Annotated in this window: 21 protein-coding genes; 18 read left to right on the forward strand and 3 right to left on the reverse strand. The window is 39.1% G+C overall.

Annotation, left to right across the window (positions count from 1 at the left end):
* Positions 1-65: 65 nt before the first annotated feature.
* Positions 66-743, reverse strand: coding sequence for a cyclic nucleotide-binding domain-containing protein (locus OMU_RS18370; protein ID WP_016181358.1), 678 nt, complete (start codon positions 741-743; stop codon positions 66-68).
* A gap of 196 nt (positions 744-939) precedes the next feature.
* Here OMU_RS18370 and OMU_RS18375 point away from each other — a divergent pair, with 196 nt between their 5' ends.
* The 6 genes from OMU_RS18375 to OMU_RS18400 all read left to right on the forward strand — a co-directional run bounded on the left by OMU_RS18375 (position 940) and on the right by OMU_RS18400 (position 6,684).
* Complete coding sequence (locus OMU_RS18375; protein WP_016181359.1) at positions 940-1,872, forward strand: phosphate/phosphite/phosphonate ABC transporter substrate-binding protein; 933 nt, start codon at positions 940-942, stop codon at positions 1,870-1,872.
* 56 nt (positions 1,873-1,928) lie between these two features.
* Positions 1,929-2,720, forward strand: a complete 792-nt coding sequence (gene phnC, locus OMU_RS18380) for a phosphonate ABC transporter ATP-binding protein (RefSeq protein ID WP_016181360.1) — start codon at positions 1,929-1,931, stop codon at positions 2,718-2,720.
* Positions 2,692-3,471: a phosphonate ABC transporter, permease protein PhnE gene (gene phnE / locus OMU_RS18385; protein ID WP_016181361.1), complete on the forward strand. Its 780-nt coding sequence runs from the start codon at positions 2,692-2,694 to the stop codon at positions 3,469-3,471. Before phnC ends, phnE (OMU_RS18385) begins: the two co-directional genes overlap by 29 nt.
* Positions 3,468-4,250, forward strand: coding sequence for a phosphonate ABC transporter, permease protein PhnE (phnE, locus tag OMU_RS18390; protein ID WP_016181362.1), 783 nt, complete (start codon positions 3,468-3,470; stop codon positions 4,248-4,250). Before phnE (OMU_RS18385) ends, phnE (OMU_RS18390) begins: the two co-directional genes overlap by 4 nt.
* A 3-nt stretch (positions 4,251-4,253) precedes the next feature.
* On the forward strand, positions 4,254-5,054 hold the full coding sequence (locus OMU_RS18395) for a metallophosphoesterase family protein (RefSeq protein ID WP_016181363.1): 801 nt from the start codon (positions 4,254-4,256) through the stop codon (positions 5,052-5,054).
* Between the two features lie 82 nt (positions 5,055-5,136).
* Positions 5,137-6,684: a bifunctional metallophosphatase/5'-nucleotidase gene (locus OMU_RS18400; protein WP_016181364.1), complete on the forward strand. Its 1,548-nt coding sequence runs from the start codon at positions 5,137-5,139 to the stop codon at positions 6,682-6,684.
* Positions 6,685-6,922: 238 nt separating this feature from the next.
* On the opposite strand, the gene OMU_RS18405 is transcribed toward OMU_RS18400, so the two are convergent.
* Positions 6,923-7,942 carry a LacI family DNA-binding transcriptional regulator gene (locus OMU_RS18405; protein WP_016181365.1) on the reverse strand — a complete coding sequence of 340 codons (1,020 nt, stop codon included), beginning with the start codon at positions 7,940-7,942 and terminating at the stop codon, positions 6,923-6,925.
* A 175-nt stretch (positions 7,943-8,117) separates the two neighbouring features.
* Between OMU_RS18405 and OMU_RS18410 the strand changes: the two genes are divergently transcribed.
* Genes OMU_RS18410 through OMU_RS18460 form a run of 11 tightly spaced genes read left to right on the forward strand, consistent with a single transcriptional unit; the run spans position 8,118 to position 20,865 of the window.
* A complete protein-coding gene (locus OMU_RS18410; protein ID WP_016181366.1) occupies positions 8,118-9,788 on the forward strand; it encodes an alpha-amylase family glycosyl hydrolase in 1,671 nt (556 codons plus the stop codon).
* 24 nt (positions 9,789-9,812) lie between these two features.
* Positions 9,813-11,102, forward strand: a complete 1,290-nt coding sequence (locus tag OMU_RS18415) for an ABC transporter substrate-binding protein (RefSeq protein ID WP_016181367.1) — start codon at positions 9,813-9,815, stop codon at positions 11,100-11,102.
* A gap of 9 nt (positions 11,103-11,111) precedes the next feature.
* Entirely contained in the window at positions 11,112-11,987 is an 876-nt protein-coding gene (locus tag OMU_RS18420; protein ID WP_016181368.1) for a carbohydrate ABC transporter permease, read from the forward strand.
* Positions 11,980-12,819 carry a carbohydrate ABC transporter permease gene (locus OMU_RS18425; RefSeq protein ID WP_016181369.1) on the forward strand — a complete coding sequence of 280 codons (840 nt, stop codon included), beginning with the start codon at positions 11,980-11,982 and terminating at the stop codon, positions 12,817-12,819. Before OMU_RS18420 ends, OMU_RS18425 begins: the two co-directional genes overlap by 8 nt.
* Positions 12,820-12,842: 23 nt before the next feature.
* A complete protein-coding gene (locus tag OMU_RS18430; RefSeq protein WP_016181370.1) occupies positions 12,843-13,892 on the forward strand; it encodes a zinc-binding dehydrogenase in 1,050 nt (349 codons plus the stop codon).
* A 40-nt stretch (positions 13,893-13,932) separates the two neighbouring features.
* Positions 13,933-14,733, forward strand: a complete 801-nt coding sequence (locus OMU_RS18435; protein ID WP_016181371.1) for a sugar phosphate isomerase/epimerase family protein — start codon at positions 13,933-13,935, stop codon at positions 14,731-14,733.
* Between the two features lie 39 nt (positions 14,734-14,772).
* Positions 14,773-15,804 carry a Gfo/Idh/MocA family protein gene (locus tag OMU_RS18440; protein WP_016181372.1) on the forward strand — a complete coding sequence of 344 codons (1,032 nt, stop codon included), beginning with the start codon at positions 14,773-14,775 and terminating at the stop codon, positions 15,802-15,804.
* Complete coding sequence (locus tag OMU_RS18445; protein WP_016181373.1) at positions 15,801-17,972, forward strand: glycoside hydrolase family 65 protein; 2,172 nt, start codon at positions 15,801-15,803, stop codon at positions 17,970-17,972. The genes OMU_RS18440 and OMU_RS18445 overlap by 4 nt, the downstream gene beginning before the upstream one ends.
* A gap of 4 nt (positions 17,973-17,976) precedes the next feature.
* A complete protein-coding gene (locus OMU_RS18450; protein ID WP_016181374.1) occupies positions 17,977-19,098 on the forward strand; it encodes a glycerate kinase in 1,122 nt (373 codons plus the stop codon).
* On the forward strand, positions 19,091-19,759 hold the full coding sequence (gene pgmB, locus OMU_RS18455) for a beta-phosphoglucomutase (RefSeq protein WP_016181375.1): 669 nt from the start codon (positions 19,091-19,093) through the stop codon (positions 19,757-19,759). Before OMU_RS18450 ends, pgmB begins: the two co-directional genes overlap by 8 nt.
* Positions 19,756-20,865, forward strand: a complete 1,110-nt coding sequence (locus tag OMU_RS18460; RefSeq protein ID WP_016181376.1) for an ABC transporter ATP-binding protein — start codon at positions 19,756-19,758, stop codon at positions 20,863-20,865. Before pgmB ends, OMU_RS18460 begins: the two co-directional genes overlap by 4 nt.
* Positions 20,866-20,995: 130 nt before the next feature.
* Here OMU_RS18460 and OMU_RS18465 read toward each other — a convergent pair whose 3' ends face one another.
* Positions 20,996-21,919 (reverse strand): oxidoreductase, encoded by a 924-nt coding sequence (locus tag OMU_RS18465; RefSeq protein ID WP_227132129.1) that lies wholly within the window; start codon positions 21,917-21,919, stop codon positions 20,996-20,998.
* Positions 21,920-22,041: 122 nt separating this feature from the next.
* Between OMU_RS18465 and OMU_RS18470 the strand changes: the two genes are divergently transcribed.
* Positions 22,042-22,578, forward strand: a complete 537-nt coding sequence (locus OMU_RS18470) for a TetR/AcrR family transcriptional regulator (RefSeq protein WP_034876787.1) — start codon at positions 22,042-22,044, stop codon at positions 22,576-22,578.
* Positions 22,579-22,633 lie beyond the last annotated feature (55 nt).

A 22,633-nucleotide genomic window follows, 5' to 3' on the forward strand; every position in this document is an offset into this window, starting at 1 on the left:
TTCTTTATCTAAAAAGAAGGCTATTATTTGGTTTGCGAGGATTCTCTGTTTAAGGAAATTAGCCCCTACCGTGCTGAATGGCTCAGATTCTCCGCCAATTCTTCTAACGCCTGGATATCACAAATCCGGTAATAGCTTTTCTGCTTTTCCAAAATCTGGGCATCGCGGAAATTGGTGATTGTTCGTAAAAGGTGGCGATAGCTGACGTTTAAGATTGAAGCGCAGGTAGTCAGGCGAAATGAAAATTTTCCTTGCTTCTGATGGGCTAGAATAAATTTCGCCAGTCGTGTTTCTACCGGTTCAATTAATGAGTTTGCGAGGTTGATGCCGGAATTTAACCGATAGCTTAGCAGTTGGCAAATATTCTGTAAGAAACGAACATCTTGCTGCAGGGTGTTGCGGTATTGATTCAAGGGAATCGAAACACAAATACAATCAGTAACAGCCTTGACACTGCTTTTAGGCAGAAGGCCCCATAATGATGACGCTTCCCCCAGTGGCGTAGCGATTGTGACAAAATCAATGCAAATATTTTGGGTATCAGAGGGGTAGGAATAAACCATCATACTGCCCTCCACCAGAAAATACAGGTAATCAGAAGTGGTTCCGGTACGAATCAAATGTTCTTCCTTTTGAAAGGACTGCAAAGAAGCCATTGTTAAAATGTCAGCATCCATATAATTTTGAAGATCGTGTTGCTTCACGTAAGCAGCCAGCAGCTGAGAATCGTGAATTTTCTTCATAAGAAACCACTCCTAAAGCGTTCATTTTTTTCATTATAGCTTAGAATAGATTGGGACTCAACACGAACAATTATTCTGTTTGTTTGTAAATTGTATGTAAAAATCGTGTAAAAGATGACACGTGTCACTTCATTATTTTGATGAACTTGCTATGATTTAGAGGTAATAGAAATTATTTCCAACAGGGGGAGAAAAAATGCAATTCAAACAGTTAGCAAAAGGTTTCATAGGTGTGATGTTACTAACAGCATTGACAGGTTGTGGTAGTTCGGGAAATACCAGCGATAGCTCAAAGGATACCAGCAAGGAAAAATTAGTTGTCCAATTTGTGCCAACTAATAACGATGGCAGCATGGAAGCCAAAGCAAAACCTTTTGCAGACTATTTATCGAAAAAACTAGATCGTGATGTCGAGGTAACCTTAGCAACCGATTATTCAACAATTGTTGAAGCCATGTCTTCAGGACAGGTTGATGTAGGAATTATGCCGCCCGCAGCATATGTACAGGCAAAAGACATGGACGCTGCAGAAGCTATTTTAACGTCTCAGCTAGGCGATTATGATCAAGAGTCTGGTCTGCCGCTAAAAGACAAACTGACTAATACCTTCAAAGGAGAAGTTCTAGTAAAAGCAGACAGCGATATGACAAAGTTAACAGATTTAAAAGGAAAAAATATTGCGACGTTGAGTCCTAATTCTGCCAGCGGTTATATTTATCCAGTAGCGGAGTTAAAGGATGCCGGAGTTGATCCAACAGCGGATGCGAAAATGACCACGGTGAATGATATTCCAAGTGAAATTACTGCTGTTTTAAATGGTCAAATGGATGCAGCATTCGTCTTTGAAGGTGCGCGTAATGTCTTTGCTTCAAAATTTTCTGATAATGACCTGATGAAGGATTTGAAAGTATTGTATTTAACAGAAGGGGATATCCCTAATGATGCAATTGCTGTTCAGCCTGATATGGACAAAGAATTGAAAGCAAAAATCAAAAAAGTTTTCTTAGGCATGAAAGACGATAAAGAAGGAAAAGAAGCGATGGCCTTATGGAGTCACCAAGGCTACGAAAAAGCTGCCGATTCAGCCTATGATACGATTCGAGAATATACTAAAAAAGCTGCAGAATAAAACACGAGCGATTGTCGACCAATGTGTCGGCGATCGCTTAAAAATGGAGAACGAGCATGATTATTTTTGAGAATGTTTCAAAGGTTTATCCCAATGGAGTGGTGGGCCTAAAGGATATCAATTTGACTATTGAAGATGGGGAATTTGTCTCGATCATTGGACTAAGTGGTGCAGGTAAAAGTACGCTATTGCGAGCCATCAATCGATTGGTTCCAATTACAGATGGCAACATTCAAATTAACGGTACATCCATAACTAAGGCCAATAAGCGTGAGCTGCGACTGATTCGCCGTCAGATTGGATTGATTTCCCAAAGTTTTAATCTGGTGAAGCGCAGTACTGTTCAGAAAAATGTTCTATCGGGCCGACTAGGCTACTATTCCACCTGGAAGAGTATCTTTGGGCTGTTTACGCAGGAAGATTATCAACGAACCAAAGAAGCCTTGGAAACAGTAGGCTTATCTGACAAGTTGCAAACCCGCAGTGATGAACTGAGCGGTGGTCAGCAGCAGCGGGTTTCGATTGCTCGTGCGCTCGTTCAGCAAGCACCGATTATTTTAGCAGATGAACCGGTGGCTTCCTTAGATCCTATCACCACCCAAAAGGTGATGGAGGATTTGAAAAAGATTAATCAAACAATGGCTAAAACCGTGATTGTCAATCTTCATTCGGTACCTTTAGCTCGGGAGTTTTCTACGCGAGTGATTGCTTTAAAAGCTGGACAGGTGGTTTTTGATGGCTCGCCGGATGCTTTGACCGACGAACAACTGACTCAAATTTACGGCAAAGCCATTTTTGAAGAAAAGGCAGGGGATCGCGATGAAATTGCAAGAAACTGTCCACTTTAAATGGTACAAGCACCTGTTGATTCTGATAGTTTTAGTGCTTTGTTTTCAAGCGAGTGTGGGTCTGACTTCGGCTGATTTTGCGATGGTGTTTGCCAACTCTGGGCAAATGACAGACTTTTTGTCGCGGCTTATTCATCCGGATTTTAGTTATTTGTCGAAGCTGGTCACTCCAATGGTTAAAACGCTGCAAATGTCGTTAGTCGGAACGGTGATTGGTGTGGCTTTTGCGATTCCTATCAGCTTTCTGGCAACGACGGTCGTGACAGAAAACCGCTGGCTATCCACTATTTTTCGGTTTTTGTTGGGCTTGGTTCGGACAATTCCTAACCTGCTATTAGCCGCTCTTTTTGTCGCTATTTTTGGCATAGGAGAAGCTACTGGGGTGCTGACGATTGCTGTTTTTACCTTTGGAATGATTTCTCAGTTGATGTTTCAAGCAATTGAAACAATTGACTATGGTCCAATCGAAGCGGCGGCTGCAGTAGGAGCTACCAAGTTGCAAATTGCTGTCTGGTCAATTGCTCCTCAAGTGTTGAGTCAATTTGTCAGCTATATGTTTTATGCGTTTGAAGTGAATGTACGGGCTTCAACAGTGCTGGGTTATGTTGGTGCTGGCGGGATTGGCGTTATTTTGAATTCCTCACTGGCTTTATTAAATTATGAACGGGTATCAATAATTATTTTAACGATTTTAGTCACGGTGGCCTTGGTAGATAAACTAAGTGAACGTGTGAGGAGGTCACTGTTATGATGATTCGCGACATGAGTAGACGAACATTGCTCTTTCTTACAGTTGTGGCGCTGCTGGTGATTTGGTCAGCCTTCAGTTTGGATTATTCAGGTTTAAGTACTTTTTCTCTTTCGATGGGAATGGATGTATTTAAAGGACTGGCGCAGCCAGATTGGGCATTTCTTTATGATGGCAGTGGAGAGGATTTAGTAAGTTTGCTGCTGTTGACGATTGGCATTGCTTTTTTAGGAACGATGATTGCGACAATTTTGGCGATTCCGTTAACCTTGCTGAGTGCTGTTAATCTCTGGAAGGCACATCCGTTAGTTACAAAAATTGGGAAGTTCGTCTGCAATGTATTGCGAGCCTTTCCAGAATTAGTTTTTGCGATTATTTTTGTGAAAGTTGTCGGTCCAGGTCCATTTGCTGGAGTGATGGCGATTGGTGTTCATCAAATCGGTATGTTAGGGAAGCTGTTTACCGAGGAAATGGAAGCGATGGATGAACGCTTAACCGAAGAGATGGAAGCGGTTGGAGCTAATTTTTGGCAAACGATTTTCTTTGTTCGAGTGCCTTATTTGTTGCCAATTTACAGCTCATTGGCATTGAATCATTTTGAAATTGCTGTTAGAAGTGCAGCTACACTAGGATTAGTAGGTGCTGGCGGGATCGGGGCACCATTGATTTTTGCGATCCAAACACGGTCATGGAGCAAGGTCAGTATTATTTTAATCGGGGTTGTTATTACCGTATTTATTTTGGACCAAATAACCGGAATTATAAGAAAGAAATTGAGATAGCACATGAATATATTGCATATATCAGACATACATTTTCGCAGAGAATATGAAACAAGCGAAGGCGGCTATAAAGGCATGTTAGCCAAGATGCAAAGTCCGCTTATTCCGTTGGAGAAGTATCTGCATCAGCTGCAACAACGGACAACACTTGATTTGGTAATCATCAGCGGTGATCTGACTGAAGATGGCGAGGTAGAAGATTATCGCTATCTGAAGAACTGGCTGCAGGAAGCTTTGGGCGAAACAGAGATGATTGTCACACTTGGTAACCATGATATTAAGGAGAACTTTTGGGCTGGCTGGTTTGGAGAAAAGGCTTCTGAAAAACCTTACAATCAGGTTGTGATGTATCCAGAATTTACGGTCATCTCCTTTGATAATTCCAGCTATGGCTATGCAGATGGAATTGTAGATGAGCAGCAGCTTCAGTGGCTAGCGGAGGTGCTGGAAGAATATAAAGAGCAACCGATTATATTGGTAACCCACCACCATTTACTGTCACAGCAAAGCAATATGCCAAAATGGCCTGGCACAGAACGCTTTTTAGCGTTAATTGAACCATATGATATTCGTTGTATTTTAAACGGACACACGCATCACTTCTTTATGGATGAAATCAATGGTATTCCTTATTTTACTGTGGCTAGTATGTCCTTTGTCGGAGAAAATGTAGGCGACGGCTTGGTCCGCTTTGAAGAACGCTACGGCTATAATCTTTATTGTGTGGAGCAGGGAAGAATCACCCATCAAACGACAGAAAATTTTATTTCAGGGCATGTGTTGAAGACTCTGGACATGCGTTAATAAACTAATAAAAGTACTGAAGAGACCGAACTGCTTTTTGTGCTTCGGTCTTTTTCGTCTAATCAATGAAGGAGCGATACGATTGAAGATAACCTTTCTCGAAACCAGTGACATGCATGGCTATGTTTACCCAACTGATTATGCTGGAAAACACGATCTAGCCCTTGGTGCGGCTAAAGTCGCAACAAAATTAAAGAAATTACGGGAAAAAGCTGAAGGTGTTGTTGTGACGATTGAAAATGGCGACTTTATTCAGGGCTCACCGTTAAGTTATTATATTGCTCAAGGAAAGTATTCGGTTGGTACGTTAACCAAAGCAATTAATCAAATGAACTATGACGTTCAAGTTATTGGCAATCATGAGTTCAACTATGGCTTGGAGTATTTACAAGCAGCTATCGACAGCTATCAAGCACCTGTTCTGGCAGCGAACATCTTGAATGAAGCAGGAGACCCCTACTTTGGAAAAGCCTATACGATTATTGAAAAAGCAGGATTAAAAATTGCTGTTCTTGGACTGGTTACACAATATATTCCACATTGGGAAAAGCCCGTCACTCTTAAAGGCATTACATTTGAAAGCATTGTTGAGACTGCTAAAAAATATATACCAATCTTAAGGCAGCAAGCAGATGTCGTAGTGGTCAGTTATCATGGCGGCTTCGAAAGGAACTTAATGACAGGAGAACCAACTGAGGCTCTGACTGGCGAGAATGAAGGCTATCAGTTGCTGCAGGAGGTTTCAGGGATTGATGCGCTGTTTACTGGACATCAGCATCGGGTAATTGCTGACATTGTCAATGGTGTGCCTGTTGTTCAGCCAGGGTATCGTGGAAATCACATCGGAGAAATCCAGCTGACAGTTGAGAAAATAGAAGGAAAAGTAGTAGTGACAGATAGCCAAGCCGGGGTGCATTCTTTAGAAGATGTGGCTGCTGATCCGAAAATTCTTGCAGCCGTTGAAACGGCAGAAACGGATTTAGACGATTGGCTGGACCGAACATTGGGACGAGTTAAAGGTGACATGGCGATTAACGATCCGATGGAAGCGCGTTTAGTGGAGCATCCCTATGTAGAATTTATTAATCGCGTGCAAATGAAAGCTAGTAAGGCAAAAATTTCTGGAACGGCTCTGTTCAATAACGAAGGAACAGGATTTGGTTCAACGATCACTATGCGGGACGTCATCACAAACTATATCTATCCTAATACACTAGCTGTGATCAAAGTCAGCGGAGTCGACTTGCGTGCGGCATTAGAGCAATCTGCGAGTTATCTGGCGGTTGAAAAGGGGAAGGTTGTTTTCAATCCTGCCTTTATCAAACCTAAGCCGCAATACTACAATTATGATATGTATGAAGGGATCGACTATACTATTGACATGAATCAACCTGTTGGCCAACGAATCACTCACCTGACCTTCCAAAATCAAGCAATCCTGCCAGAGCAAGAACTGGAAATAGTCACCAATCATTACCGAGCAATTGGTGGAGGAAATTATGAGATGTTCGGAGCGGAGAAAATCGTGCGAGAAATTCAGGTAGATATGACAGAATTAATTGCGGATTACTTGAAGCAGCATCCAATAATTCAAGCAAAGACGAACCAAAACTTTCAGGTGGTTTTGTAGATGAAAAGATAAACAGAGGTTGTGATAGAAGTGGTCAGCTTCAAGAAATAAGAAGGAATTTCCGAAAATTGTTTCTCAAATTTTTGTGAAATTTCGGCTTATTTCCGAATGCTAGTTCTGCTTAGTGAAACTTAGCAGTAACTGTATGCGGAGCTTGCGTAGAAGAAGCTACTTCTGGAACACCGTTTATTCGGGAAAAGAAGCTATGACAAGTCTTTTGTCACAGCTCCATGTTTATCTATTTTCTTGCCACAGAGTCCGTCAAAATCAATTCAGTGGGTACGATGACCTTTTTTGGTAAATCTTTCTCTCCGTTAATCAGCTTGAAAAGTAGCTCTGTTGCTTTTGTACCCAAAATATTTGTAGGAACATTGATTCCTGAAAGACGAGGGGTGAAAAAGGCAGAGTAGGACTCATCATTAAATGCAATCAAAGAAAAGTTATCAGGGATTTTATACCCTTCTTTTTCAATAATTTGAAAGAGACTAAGAGCTTTTAGAGCATCTGTTGCAAAGATAGCAGTAGGTAATTGTTTACCACTAAATAATTTTTTAGCCGCCTGAATAGATTCCTCTAGCACATAGCCCCCATCGACAATCCATTCATTTTTTATATCTAGATAATTATCAAATAAAGCTTTACGATAGCCATTTACTCGGTCTGCTGATACATGAATATTCAGAGGAGCATGCAGACAGGCTATTTCCTTATGTCCCAGATCAATCAAAGTTTGAATCATTTGGTAACTATCACTATAGTTGTCTGTATCCACCGAATAAATATATTCATATTCCTTTTCCAGTTTTCCAATAATTACGATTGGAATTTTTAGCGCATCAAGTTCCTCTAGATATTGTTCATCTTGAGAAGCACTTAAGATGATTATCCCCCGTATCAATTTTTCATTGAGTTTATTTCTTATTTTTTGCGCTTCTTCCTGATTGTTTTTAGATGTTTGCAAAATCAAATCAAAATCATTTTTCTCTGATACAGCTGAAATAGACTGGATAACATCAGAAAAGAAAGGATTGCCGCTTGTTGAACGAACCGATCGATGTGAAAGAGCCAATATTGCATCAAATCCGTTACCAGTAAGACCACGTGCTAACTTACTCGGCATATAATTCAATTCTTTAATTGCTGCTAAAACTTTTTCTTTGGCCTCTGGTGAAATATTATCTTGATTGTTCAATACACGAGAAACTGTGGATTTAGAGACTCCAGATTTGTTCGCAATATCATAAATTGTTGGTTTCAAAAAAAGTCCTCCTAACGCTGGTAGCGGTACCATCACAGCTAGAATATTACTGGATTATCGATGATTTGTCCATAAAGGTGGTTAATTATTTAAAAAAACAATTGACAGAAACCGCTTACTATAATATTATCTTGGTGTGAGGTGGGAGCGCTCCCACAAGAAAGGAGTTTTCTATTTGATCGAAGAAATCATTTCTGCAATTTATCCGCATCAAGATGAAGCAATGTTTCTAAAAGAAGCAATATCTGAAAGAATCAAGGGATATAAAAATAAGAATATCCGACCTAGAAAAGGACAATGGGATCAAGATGATGTGTTTTTGATTACTTATGGCGATCAGTTTTATGAGGATGGAGAAACTAAATTAACCACCTTCAATAAAATGTATCAGCAGTTTTTTTCAGATACATTTCCAATTGTACATTTCCTACCGTTTTTTCCTTACAGCTCAGATGATGGATTTTCGGTGATTGATTATGAACAGGTAAATCCCGAAATCGGTGATTGGGCAGATGTTCAGGTAATGAATCGTAATGCTCGTTTGATGTTCGATTTCGTTTGCAATCATATGTCTGCAAAAAGTAATTGGTTTCAAGGTTACTTGAATAATCGCACTAGCTATAAGGAATTTTTTATCGAAAGTGATCCTTCGATTGATCTAAGTATGGTTACAAGACCGAGAACGTCACCGTTGTTATCAGAGTTTGTCGATTTAGATGGGAAGATACGCAATATTTGGACGACTTTTAGTGATGATCAGGTAGATTTGAATTTTGCTAATCCGAAGGTCTTATTAAGAATGATTGATGTGCTGCTGTTTTATGTAGATCAAGGAGCAGATTTTATTCGTCTAGATGCAGTAGGATTTTTATGGAAGAAAGCTGGAACCAGCAGTATCCATCTTCCAGAAACCCACAAGATCATTCAGCTTTTTAGAAGCATTGTGGAAGAGGTAGCTCCAGGAACGATTTTGATTACAGAGACGAACGTGCCTCATCAAGATAATATCAGTTACTTTGGGGACGGGACTAATGAAGCGCAAATGGTTTATCAATTTCCGTTACCTCCATTAGTATTGCATGCGATTCGAACAGGGAATACTAGCTATTTGCAAAAATGGGCAAATGAAATCTATCTACCAACGGAAGGAGTATCCTTCTTCAATTTTTTAGCATCTCATGATGGAATTGGTCTAAATCCGATTCGAGGAATTATTGATGAAACAGAAATTCTTGATTTAGTTGCTAGTATAGAAAAAGAGGGAGCACTAGTAAATTATAAACAAAATCCAGATGGTTCTTTCAGTCCTTACGAGATTAATACAACCTATATTGACGCTTTAAGTAACCAATCAGATGAAGATGAGCTGCGTCTGAAGCGTTTCATGGTGGCTCACTCTATTTTATTGACGATTATTGGGATACCGGCAGTTTATGTGCAAAGTATTTTAGGCGGACGCAACTACTATGAAGGTGTTGAAAAGACAGGCGCGAATCGAACAATTAATCGCCAGAAATATAAAGCTTCAGAAATTTGTGACAGCTTACTGAAAAGTGGGTCATTTAGAAACCAAGTATACCGTGAACTTCAAGAGCTGATTCAACTGCGGAGAAGTGAGGAAGCTTTCCATCCTAATTGTGCTATGCGAGTTCTGGAAACGAATCATGCAACATTTGGAATTGTTAGAGATGAAAAGGTTTACGTATTGCATAATATGAGCGATCAAGCCCAAACGATTTCACTTGATGCTGGAACCTATATTAATTTATTAACAAAAAAAGAATGCGATATCCAACAGGAAGTAATTTTGGAACCTTACCAATTTGTTTGGTTGGAAAAAATTTAGAACTATCAAGAAGGAGACAGTGGAATGAAAGCAAAGAAAATGATTTTTGGTACGGCATTGGCAGTGTTGGCTCTGACTTTGGGAGCATGTGGAGGAGGAAGTGCGAAGGATGATGAGAAAACGACAATTGAGTTCATGCATTCTTCTGTTGAACAAGATCGACTGAAAGTAATTGATAAGCTGGTTGCCGATTTTGAAAAAGAAAATCCTGATATTAAAGTGAAACAAATGCCCGTTGAAGAAGATGCGTATAACACAAAAGTTGTTACGTTGGCCCGTTCAAATAAGCTTCCCGGTGTTATTGAGGTTAGCCAAGACTTCGCGAAGGTAATGGATAAGGATGAACTGATTGATCAAAAAGCTGTTGGCAGTGTCATGAAAAATGTTGGTGAAGACAATTATTACGATGGCGCCAAAAAATTGGTTCGTACAGAAGATGGTTCAGGATATATTGCAGCACCGATAAGCGGTTGGGTTCAAGGTATTTGGTATAACAAAAAGACGCTGAGCGATGCTGGATTCTCAGAACCAACAACTTGGGACTCAGTTTTAGAGATCGCGAAGCATTTTAATGATGCAGGCAATAAGAAATATGGCATTGCAATGCCGACCGCCGACAGTACAATGACTGAGCAAGCCTTTTCACAGTTTGCACTTTCGAATAATGCAAATGTGCTGGATGATAAAGGAAAAGTGACGATTAATACGCCGGAAATGAAGCAGGCTTTAGAATATTATAAAGAATTATCGCAATACACCATGCCAGGTTCAAATGACGTAACGGAGATTAAAGATGCTTTCATGAATGGTTCAACCCCAATGGCGATTTATTCAACGTACATTTTGCCGTCTGTTTTTGAAGAAGGAAAGTCAGAAGATATTGGTTTTGCGATTCCAACCAACAAACAAGAGGCCGTTTATGGAACAGTTTCGGGATTAACGATTTCTGCTGGATTAGATAAAGAACAAAAAGCAGCTTCTGAAAAATTTGTTGAGTACTTATCAGAAGCCAAAAATATGGAAAAATGGGTCTTAATGTCACCTGGCGGAGCACAACCAGTAAACAAAAAAGTTGTCGATAGCTCTTCTTACCAATCAAATGAAGTAATCAGTGCTTTTGGCGAGCTTCCGAAAGAAATTGCCAGCTCATTTGATAAGGTCCAAGTATTTGGTTTAGTTGGCGATAAAAACTTTACAAAAATGGGAGATATTACTAGCTCTGGTGCTATTTCAAAAGCGGTAAATGGCGTAACTGTTGGTAAGGAAGATCCTGAGAAAGCATTAAAAACGGCTCAAGAATCAATTGAGGAGTAGGAGCGGGTTATGAAAAATATAGCAAACAAAACAGATACAAAATTTGCTATTGCCTTATTAGCACCAAGCATGATTTTATTGGCAGTATTGGTTTTCTTTCCAATGCTGTCAAATATCCAAATTAGTTTTTTAGATTTGCCGTTGAATGCGAATCTAAAGTCTACTTTTGTTGGATTGAACAATTATCTAGATATTTTAAAGGACCCAGCTTTTTATAAATCATTAGGTTTGACGATCGCTTATACAGCGTTAGTCGTTTTGGGAAGCACCGCTTTAGGCTTAGCAGTGGCGATTGCGTTTAACCGTGAATTTAAATACCGCGGATTGGTTCGTTCTTTGATTATTCTGAGCTATGTCACACCTTCTATTTCTTTAATTTTTGCTTGGAAATATATGTTCAATAATGGCTATGGTATTATCAATAATTTTTTAGTCGATAAATTACATCTTTTCAGCGAAGCACCATTATGGTTTGATAATCCAGGTTCAAGTTTTGCTTTAGTCGTAATCTTTGCAATCTGGCGCTACTATCCTTATGCCTTCATCTCTTTATTGGCAATTTTGCAAACGGTCGATAAAAGCTTGTATGAAGCGGCGGATATCGATGGCGCAAATTTCTGGCAGAAATTCAAGATCGTTACATTGCCTGCGATCAAGCCGGTCCTCGCCACAGTTATTGTTTTGCGATCTATTTGGATGTTTTATATGTTTACTGATGTCTATTTACTGACAAATAAAGTGGATATATTAGGTGTCTATCTTTATAAAACAGCCTTTGCCTTCAATGACTTAGGTAAAGCTTCGGCTATTTCAGTGATTTTATTCGTTATTATTGCTGTCGTGATTCTAATTTCAAGAAAGCGGGTGGATCTAAACAATGGCTAAAAATAAAAAAGTCAAAAAAATCTTCTTTTATGCCATGGTTATTTGCTTTTTAGCAATTAACCTGTTCCCTTTTTGGATCATGCTAATGACATCTTTTAAAGGCAGCAGTGAAGCGATTTCGACTACGCCGAGTATTTTACCGCGTCAATTCACGACAGAACATTTTGTCGATATTTTTAATCCAGAGATTTTTCCATTTGTCGACTATTTTAAGAATAGCTTTGTTATTTCGTTGTTTGCATCTGTTATCGCTGTGATTATTGGAATTGGTGGCGCTTATGCATTAGCACGTCTAAACTTTAAGGGACGTAATAAAATCAATGCGAGTTTCTATACGGTGTATATGTTCTCAGGTATTTTGATTGTCGTTCCGCTATTCAAAATTATCTCTTCATTGGGTTTGTATGACACTAGAACTTCTTTAGTCATAACAATGGTGGTTCAAACATTACCGACAGCAATTTTTATGTTGCGCAGTTACTTTGAAACAATCCCTAAAGATATTGAAGAGGCGGCGATGATCGACGGTTTGAGCCGTTTTCAGATCATCATTCAAATCATGATACCTCTAGCATTTTCGGGGATTATTTCAGTTTTTGTGTATTGTTTTATGGTTTCTTGGAATGATTTTCTGTTTGCATCGATCTTCCTTTCATCAACCGATAAGTTTACATTGCCAATCGGACTGAACACGTTATTTAGTACCCCAGACTATGTTTGGGGCAGGATGATGGCAGCTTCACTGATTACTGCTTTACCAGTAGTCATCATGTACTCACTTTCAGAACGTTTTATTAAAGGCGGAGCCATTGAAGGCGGCGTCAAAGGATAATTTAAAAAAAGAGGATGAAAATCGTGAAAAAATTAGTAGCACTTGAACCACGGGTAGCAGGTTTAAAAGAGTATGAAGAAAGAACTATTTTAGAAGACGAAGTACTGATTAAGGTGAAGTTTGCTTCTCCTAAGCCTGGAACAGAAGTCGTTGATTTTAGAGGGATCAGTCCATTTATCGATGATGAGTTTTCTTCAGAATGGAATATGTTTATGCCACGTGAGGCAGGAAGCCCTCGCGGTATTGAGTTCGGCGATCTGCCATTAGGAAATATGGTGGTTGGAGAAGTAGTGGAAATAGGCAGTGAGGTTACCGAATATCAAATCGGAGAGATTGTTTGTACTTATGGCCCCATTCGAGAAACAGTGGTCGCCAAAGGTGTAGACAACTATAAACTACGGAAAATGGCAAGCTTGGATAGTTGGAAAAATGCAGTATGTTACGATCCAGCACAATTTGCGATGGGTGGTACCCGCGTAGCCAATGTACGCGCTGGTGATTTTGTTGCAATTTTTGGTCTTGGCGCGATTGGTTTAATCGCAGTACAAATTGCAGTTAATGCTGGTGCAAAGGTCATCGCCATTGATCCAATCAAAGAACGTCGAACATTAGCGGAAAAATTTGGTGCGATTCATAGTCTAGATCCAATAACTGAAGATGTCGGTTTAAAAATGAAGGAGTTTACCAACAAAATAGGGGTCGATTCTGTCATTGAAACCAGTGGGGCTGCTAGTGCTTTACAAGCTTCCTTGAGAGGCATTGCTTATGGCGGAATTATTTCCTATGTTGCTTTTGCTAAACCATTCCCAGAAGGATTAAATTTTGGTCGTGAAGCCCATTTTAATAATGCGAAGATTATTTTTGCTCGGGCTTCAAGTGAGCCGAATCCCGAATATCCGCGTTGGAATCGCAAACGAATTGAAGATACTTGCTGGGAACTGCTAATGAGCGGTTACTTAGATTGTTCAGAGATTGTTGCACCAATTGTTCCGTTAGCTGAAAGTGCGGAAGCCTATATGCGCTACATTGACCAAGACCCTTCATTAAGCGTGAAAATGGGTGTAGAGCTTTAAACTAAAAGGATTGAACGAAGACAAATAAGGAGATTATATCATGAGATTTGGCACGCAAGATCAAGCATTTTTCCCAACAGACATAAAAGAAAAATTTCAATTTATCAAAGAGTTAGGGTTTGAAACCTACGAAATAGATGGCAATCTGTTAGTCGAACACGTAGAAGAAGTCAAGGAAGCAATGAAAGAAACGGGGATTTTAGTAGAAACTGCCTGTAATGGTTACGATGGGTGGATCGGTGATTTTATTGAAGAACGTCGTTTACGAGGGATTGAACAGATTTCTGATATTTTAAGAGCGTTAGCTGAAGTAGGCGGGAAAGGCATCGTTGTTCCTGCGGCTTGGGGCATGTTTACCTATCGTTTACCACCGATGGTTTCTCCAAGAAGTCAAGCTGGAGATTTTAAAGCAGTTAGTGACTCTTTGATTCAGTTAGAGAAGATAGCCGCTGAAACGGGAACCAAAATATATTTAGAGCCATTGAATCGGTATCAAGATCATATGATCAACTTATTAGCTGATGCTCGGAAATACATTGATGAAAATCAATTGGTGCATGTTGAAATTACCGCTGATTTTTACCATATGAATATCGAAGAAGATAGTATTTCAAAAGCGTTGATCGAGCAAAAGGATTATGTGGGACACATACATTTAGCGGATAATCATCGGTATCAGCCGGGGTCCGGAGCCATCAATTTTGTTGAACATTTCAAGACAATCAAAGAGATCAATTATGACGGTTGTTTAGTATACGAGTGCCGATTACGTGGAGAAGATCTTCCTAAAATTTATCAAAATTCTATCAACTTCTTAAAGGAATGTATGAGAAAAGCATAGTTGAACGCTCAACTATGCTTTTCTTGAAAGGAACGAGTAATGAAAAAAATAGCGATTATCGGTGCTGGCCAAGTAGCAGAAAAAGTCCATGCAGCCTATTATTTAACAAAACCAGAAACGTTTCAATTAGTAGCAGTGGTTGATCCTAATTTAGCAAGGGCCGAGCTTTTTTGTCAAAGAAATCAATTTAAGCAGGCATACACATCAACTACAGAAATGTTGATAGAGGAACAACCAGATATCGTAAGTGTTTGTACACCCAATCGCTTTCATTATGACAGTGTAATGAGTGCATTAGCGGCAGGGTGTTCAGTATTCTGCGAAAAACCGCCAGCCATGACGAGCCTTGAAGCAGAAAATATGTGGAAGCTGGCAGAAAAAAAATCTGTTTGTTTAGCTTATGATTTTCAACATCGTTATTCACCGGAAGCGCAGATGTTGAAGGAAAACATTGCCTTATTGGGGGATATTTATTATAGCGAAGCAAATGCCTTAAGACGTTCAGGGGTTCCTGGCTGGGGAAATTTTATTGATAAAACACTTCAAGGCGGCGGTCCGCTGATTGATTATGGAATACATATGTTGGATACGGCGTTATATCTATTGGATTTTCCAAAAATCAAGGCAGTTTCGGGTTATCAATATCAAAAAATCGGTCCTCGTAAGAACCAAGGTTCATTTGGATTTTGGGACCCAGAAAAATACACAGTAGAGGATTCCTTGTTTGGAACATTAGAATTTGAAAATGGCGGGATTCTTCGGATCAATACATCTTTCGCGTTAAATATACAAGCGGATAAGGTTTTAGATGTTCAGCTTTGCGGTGACGAAGCAGGTGCAAATCTCTATCCTGGTAAAATTTATACAGATCAAGCTGGGGAACTTAAAGTTATTAAACAAATCGAAAGTAAGGAAACGAATAATCATTTTACCAGTATAGATCATTTTTGTCGTAAAGTTGCTGGAGATCCACAAGCAATAATTGCTGATGGCAGACAAGGCTATATTGTTCAAAAAGTGATTGCAGCATTATATCAATCGGCTGAAATAGGTGAAAAAGTAGAACTATGAAAATAGAATTTAATCAATTTGAGGAAGAAACACTAAATAAAGAAGCAACTCTAATGACGACGGGAAACGGCTATTTAGGAGTTCGTGCAGTACATGAGGAAAAGTATCGAAATCAGGATAGAGGTTTTTTTGTCCGGGGCATTTTTGATCGAACGATCGGTACAGAGGCAGCTGAATTAGTCAATCTGCCTGATATCACTGAACAAGAGTTAAGAATAAATGGCGAGATTTTTTCCTTAAATAGTCCGCAAGTGAGAGATTATCAGCGTTCGCTAGATTTATCAACAGGAGAATTGAATCGTTCATTAAAATGGCAAACGGAACAAGGCGATTGGTTCAAAATTACAAATAAACGGATTGTTAGTCAAAAAAATAAGGAACAAATTGCTTTTCAACTGATCGTAGAGCCATTGAGTGGTTCAGCTGAAATTTCCATCAAAACGGGGATTGATGGACAAGTTTCTAACGGTGGCAACCAGCATTTAATCGAACGTGATATACGTGTGTATGATGAACGCCTATTGGTAGCTGAATATGAGACGATTGAGAGTCATTTGACAGTAGGTCTGGCTATGCGTCTAAATAAATCAGGAATTATTTCAGCGAAAAATAGAAAAATTCAAACAAACATTCAAGAGAGCTGTCAGAAAAATGATTCATTCGTTTTTGAAAAAGTGGCTTATATATATTCCAGCTTAGAAGCTGATGATCCATTGGAGTCTGCTAAAAAGGCCGCAGCCCAGGAAATATCTTATGAAAAAATTGCGAAGGAAACAAAAAAATCTTGGCATGATTTTTGGTCAGAACATCGGGTAGTAGTCAATAGTCAAAATGCCTTTGACCAATTGGCTTTAGATTTTGCATGCTATCATCTGCAAATTATGACCCCCGATGATTCACAATTCAGTGTGGCAGCAAAAGGGTTAACAGGCGAAGGCTACAAAGGTCATGTATTTTGGGATACAGAAATATTCATCCTTCCTTTTTTCTTGCATAATGAGCCCGATACTGCAAAAAAATTATTGAAATATCGATTTTTTAGATTGGCTGGAGCAAAAGAAAAAGCGCGACAGAATAACTATCGAGGTGCTTTATTTCCTTGGGAAAGCGCCTTAACAGGGTATGAAGAGACACCAAAATACGCAGCGATAAATATTCGTACTGGGAAACGGCAAATTATATCATCGGCTGTAGCAGAGCATCATATTGTTGCGGATATCGCTTATGCTGTGATGGATCTTTATCAAGCGACGGCTGACCAGGAATTTATGGATAATTATGGGAAAGAACTATTAAAGGAAACAGCTCTTTTTTGGTTGAGCCGCGGTGTCGAGATAAATGGTCGGATTGAAATTCATGATGTGATTGGTCCGGATGAATATACGGAACACGTCAATAACAATGCGTATACCAATTATTTAGCCGCCTATAATGTACGATCTGCTTTGGAGCAGCAGGTCGGTGATGAGCAGTTGCAAGAACAATTTAGACAATTTTTAGACAAACTCTATTTACCAGATAAAAATACTGATGGCTTAATTCCACAAGACGATACATTCTTGGAAAAACCAGTAATTGACTTATCAAAGTATAAGGAACAGGCAGGGAATCAATTAATTCTGACCGAGTATTCTCGACAAGAAGTCATTGATCGGCAGATTCTAAAGCAAGCAGACTTAGTCATGCTGTTTTATTTACAGCCAGATCTATTTAGCTTTGAAACAATCAAACAAAATCTCTATTATTATGAAGATCGAACAATTCATGATTCATCATTAAGTAAAGCGATTCACGCGATTGTTGCAGCTAGAATTCATGAAGCAGAGTGGGCTTATGAGATGTTTCAAGCAGCTTGTCGAATTGATTTGAATGATCAGCCCCATACAAGCGATGAAGGGATTCACGGTGCAGCATTGGGGGCGGTTTGGCTGACGGTAATTTTTGGCTTTGCAGGTATTAAAAAAGGTGATGTGCTAGAAATTAATCCACAGCTTCCGAATGCATGGAAGCAGCTCACGTTCAACTTTTATTGGAGAAATGAAAAGATTACTGTTCAGATGACCCAAGACTCTGTTTTATTAAAAAAAGAATCTACCAAGCAGCTGCCAATCATGATTGAAGGTCAGAACTATTTATTAGCAGATAAATTAGAATGGAGCAGAAGGTAATACGATGAAAATTTTAATGATGCCAGATTCTTTCAAAGGTAGTCTTTCTGCTAAAAAAGCAGCAACTATCCTAGGAGAAAGTTTCCAACAAGTTTTTCCATCTGCAACGATTGAACTTTTACCAGTAGGTGATGGTGGTGAAGGAACATTGGATGCTTTATCGCAAACTATTTCGATGGAAGAAAGATGGGAGACAGTTAGCGGCTGGAATGGTGAGCCATTCTCCATGCGATACATGCATTTTCAAGATCAAGCTTTTTTTGAAATGGCAGATTTAGTTGGTTTGCCGATGTTTTCTGAGGAACAACGCCGACCGTTGGATATCCTTACGATTGGTCTTGGAGAATTAATCATTCGTCTTCAAGAAAAAGGGATGAAGAAAATTTATATCGGTGTTGGCGGAAGTGCAACCGTTGATGGAGGAATCGGACTTGCTGCAGGCTTAGGCTATAGATTTTATGACAAAGAAGGAAATCTATTGCAACCGAATGGGCGAAGTTTGTCAAAAATTGTCAGAATAGATGACACAGATGTACAAGAATTGACGGCAGAAATCTATGCGGTGACAGATGTAATGAATGTTTTATGTGGTGCATCTGGCGCTAGTTTTATTTTTGGACCGCAGAAAGGCCTAAAAATTGAAGAGATATCAAAAACGGATGAAGCATTGAAACAAGTTTATCAATTAATCAATCAAACGTTAATTGATACCCCCGGAAGTGGTGCAGGCGGTGGTTTGGCTGCTGGAATCGCAGGGTTCGCTAAGGGCAAAATCATTCATGGAATCGATTTTGTTTTAGATGTACTAGATTTTGATCAGCGAGCACAAGATGCAGATTTCATTATTGTTGGCGAAGGTAGAATGGATCAGCAGAGTATGGCGGGGAAAGCTCCAGTAGGAATAGCTAAGCGAGCTCCTGCTAAAACAACTGTATTAGCAATCAGCGGCAGCGTTGACCAAGAGTTCAGTGATTATGAAGCTTATGGGATTAGCGCGTGTTTCTCGATTATTGGACAGCCTGAAAGTTTAAGTGAAGCATTGGATAATGCTGAGGTAAACTTAAGACGAACCAGCTTATCGATTGCTAGATTAATAAAGAATGTAAGGAGTAACTGTATTGACTGAGTATTTAGGTGCTATTTTTGATCTTGACGGTGTGTTGGTTGATACTGCAAAGTATCACTTTTTAGCATGGAAAAAACTAGCAGATCAATTAGACATTCCATTTACAGAAGAAGACAATGAACGCTTAAAGGGTGTTTCCAGAATAAAGTCGTTGGATATCCTGCTATCATTAGGAAATAAAAGCTATTCAGAAGATGAACGTAACAAATTTATGGAACAAAAAAATAAAGAGTATGTTCGCTATATTAGCCAGATGGATGAACGAGAAATTTTACCTGGTGTAATTGAATTGCTGAATCAGCTAAAGGATAGAAAATTAAAAATTGCTCTCGGCTCTGCGAGTAAAAATTCAGGACTGATTTTGAAAAATACAAAATTACAGGATTATTTTGATGTGATTGTTGATGGTAACGATGTTTCAAAAGCGAAACCTGATCCAGAAGTATTTTTATTGGGGGCTAAAAGAATAGGTATTCCTGCAAGTCAGTGCATCGTTTTTGAAGACGCCTATGCGGGGATTGAAGCGGCTAAAAAAGCTGGAATGTTGGCTATCGGCGTAGGAAACCGAAAAAGCTTAGCACATGCAGATGTGCATGTTGAAACCTTAGAGAATCTTGATTTATCGGTATTAAAAAGTAAGAAGGATGGGGATATTAAATGACGCAGCTCACACTAAAACATATTCATAAGAAATATGACAATGCAGAAAAATATTCAGTTACTGATTTCAATTTAGAGATTGATGATAAAGAGTTTATCGTTTTCGTTGGTCCTTCAGGTTGTGGCAAATCAACGACTTTGCGAATGATAGCAGGATTGGAAGAGATAACAGAGGGTGAACTGAAAATAGGTGATCAAGTCATGAACGAAGTAGCACCCAAAGATCGGGATATTGCCATGGTTTTTCAAAACTATGCGTTGTATCCGCATATGACCGTTTTTGACAATATGGCTTTCGGTCTAAAACTAAGAAAATATGATCCTGCTGAAATCAAACAACGAGTGGAAAATGCTGCAGACATTTTAGGACTGACTGAATACCTTAAAAGAAAACCAGCAGCACTTTCTGGCGGACAAAGACAACGGGTAGCATTAGGACGTGCGATCGTCAGAGATGCTCAAGTCTTTTTGATGGACGAACCTTTATCCAACTTAGATGCCAAATTAAGAGTATCCATGCGAGCTGAAATTGCTAAGCTGCATCAACGTTTAGGAACTACAACAATTTATGTTACCCATGACCAGACGGAAGCTATGACAATGGCCGATCGAATTGTCATCATGAAAGATGGCGTGATTCAACAGGTTGGAACGCCACAACAAGTTTATGACACTCCGAAAAATGTCTTTGTTGCTGGTTTTATTGGTTCGCCTGCAATGAATTTCTTTGAAGTAACATTAAAGGATGGCTTCATAAAAGACGGTTATGGTTTAAGCTTGAAAATTCCTGAGGGTGAAAAGAACACATTGGTTCGCAAGGGCTATGAAGGAAAAACACTTACTTTCGGTATTCGTCCAGAAGATATCCATAGCGAGCAGATCGCAATTGATTCTTCAGACGGAGCAGTTGTGCAAGCGGAAGTGATGGTTTCTGAGTTATTAGGTGCAGAAACACTCTTATACACTAAAGTCGGTGAAACGGAGTTTGTTTCCAAGGTTGATGCACGTGATTTTCATAAACCAGGCGCACAAGTAGAATTAGCTTTCAACTTAGGAAAAGCACATTTCTTCGACAAGGAATCAGGAGAAGTCATTAAGTTACTATAATTAAACTAAAGGAATAGGCTTAGAATAGTTGTCATAGAAATAGCCAATCGAACGAACCTTACTTGCTAGCAGTTCGTTCGATTGGCTATTACATTTTTCGAATTTTCTAAGTAATTAGTAATCGCCTACTTTATTTAAAATCAACATGAATTAAGTCACATGATAGATCCCATAGCTGCGATGAGACCTTTGCATTTAATGCCTGTTTTGCAGGTTTGATCAGCTTAGGATAGCCATATATTTCCATCATTCTTGCTGAACCATAAAAGTCACCACTTTTTACTTCTGGGGATGTCGCTGCAAGTAAAGAGGCGCGGGCTCCTTGACTAGGTGTTTGAAGGGTATGATAGATTAACCTCGTATAGAGATTTTTGCCAGGACCATTATCCATTAAATCTGTCGCAACGCCACCAGGATGAACACCGATGCTAGAAATTCCCCAATTTGAAGCAATGCTGCGCTTATGAAGCTCTAAAGCAAACATTAAACAAGCCAATTTTGATTGCGAATAAGCGACATTCGGATCGTAGTTCTGTTCTAATTGCAAATCATCAAAATGAATTTCTCCAGAACGATGAGCCATGCTGCTAACCGTTACGACACGAGCATTTGGTGTTTTGCGAAGAAGAGGAAGAAGCTGAGCAGTTAATGCAAAATGACCTAGATAATTTGTTCCAAGCTGTAGTTCGAAGTGATCCTTTGTCACTCTCCGCTCAGGAGTTGCCATAACGCCTGCATTATTGATTAGAATATCCAATTTTTCAAATGTTGATTGTATAATTTTCCCGAAATTTTCTATTGAGGCTAAATCAGCCAGATCAAGTTTTTGAAAATTAATTGTTGCGTGAGGATACTCGTTTTTGATTGCTTGAACGGCTTTTGCTCCTTTATTGGCATTGCGTCCGGCGATGATGACGTTCGCCCCTGCGCCTGCCAAAGATATTGCTGCTTCATAACCCAATCCTCCGGTACCAGTAATAATGACATTTTTACCAACCTGAGAGCCCAGTTCTTTTTCTGTCCATCTTTTTTTACTATTTCTATTTTCATTCATACTTATCATTTCCCTTCCTTTTGACGTTACGATTGAAACGTCTTGGTGATTGCAGTATAGTAATCTAAATAAGATGTTTCAAGGGCAAAAGCATGAAACGTTACAGATTGGGGGATATTGTAATGGCAAACAAGCTGAATAGTTATAGAAATGCAATCACAAAAGAAAGCATCTTCATTGCACTGATGCTTTTAATGAAGACAAAAGAGTTTCATAAAATCTCAATTACAGAGGTAACGACAAAAGCGGGCGTCTCTAGAATGGCCTTTTATAGGAATTACGAGGTATTGGAAGATGTTATAACGGATTATTTAGATACTTTTTTTGCGAAGTATGAAAAGAAAGTATCTGATATCGGATTAGACAATACCTATGACATCGTTTTAATGTTCTTTTCTAGTTTTAAAACAGAAAAGACGCTTATGATGAACTTGATAGACTCCAATTTGTCTTATTTGCTGCTTGATAAAAGTAATTCATTTTTAGAAGAGATATGCAAAGAATTCGTCTGTGATAAATTTTATTCTCCCGAAAAAGAAAAATATACAATCAAATTCTTATGTGGTGGTTTCTTTAACATGTTAGTAGAGTGGGTTTTAAGTGACTTCAAAGAGGATGAAGAATATATGGCAGAGTTGTTTTGTGAGTATTGTAAGTGAAGGGTTAACAAAAAAACACTCAAAATGGATTACCTGCGATACAGCGGTCCTTCCA

The sequence above is a fragment of the Enterococcus avium ATCC 14025 genome (assembly GCF_000406965.1).
Taxonomy (GTDB): Bacteria; Bacillota; Bacilli; order Lactobacillales; family Enterococcaceae; genus Enterococcus_A; species Enterococcus_A avium.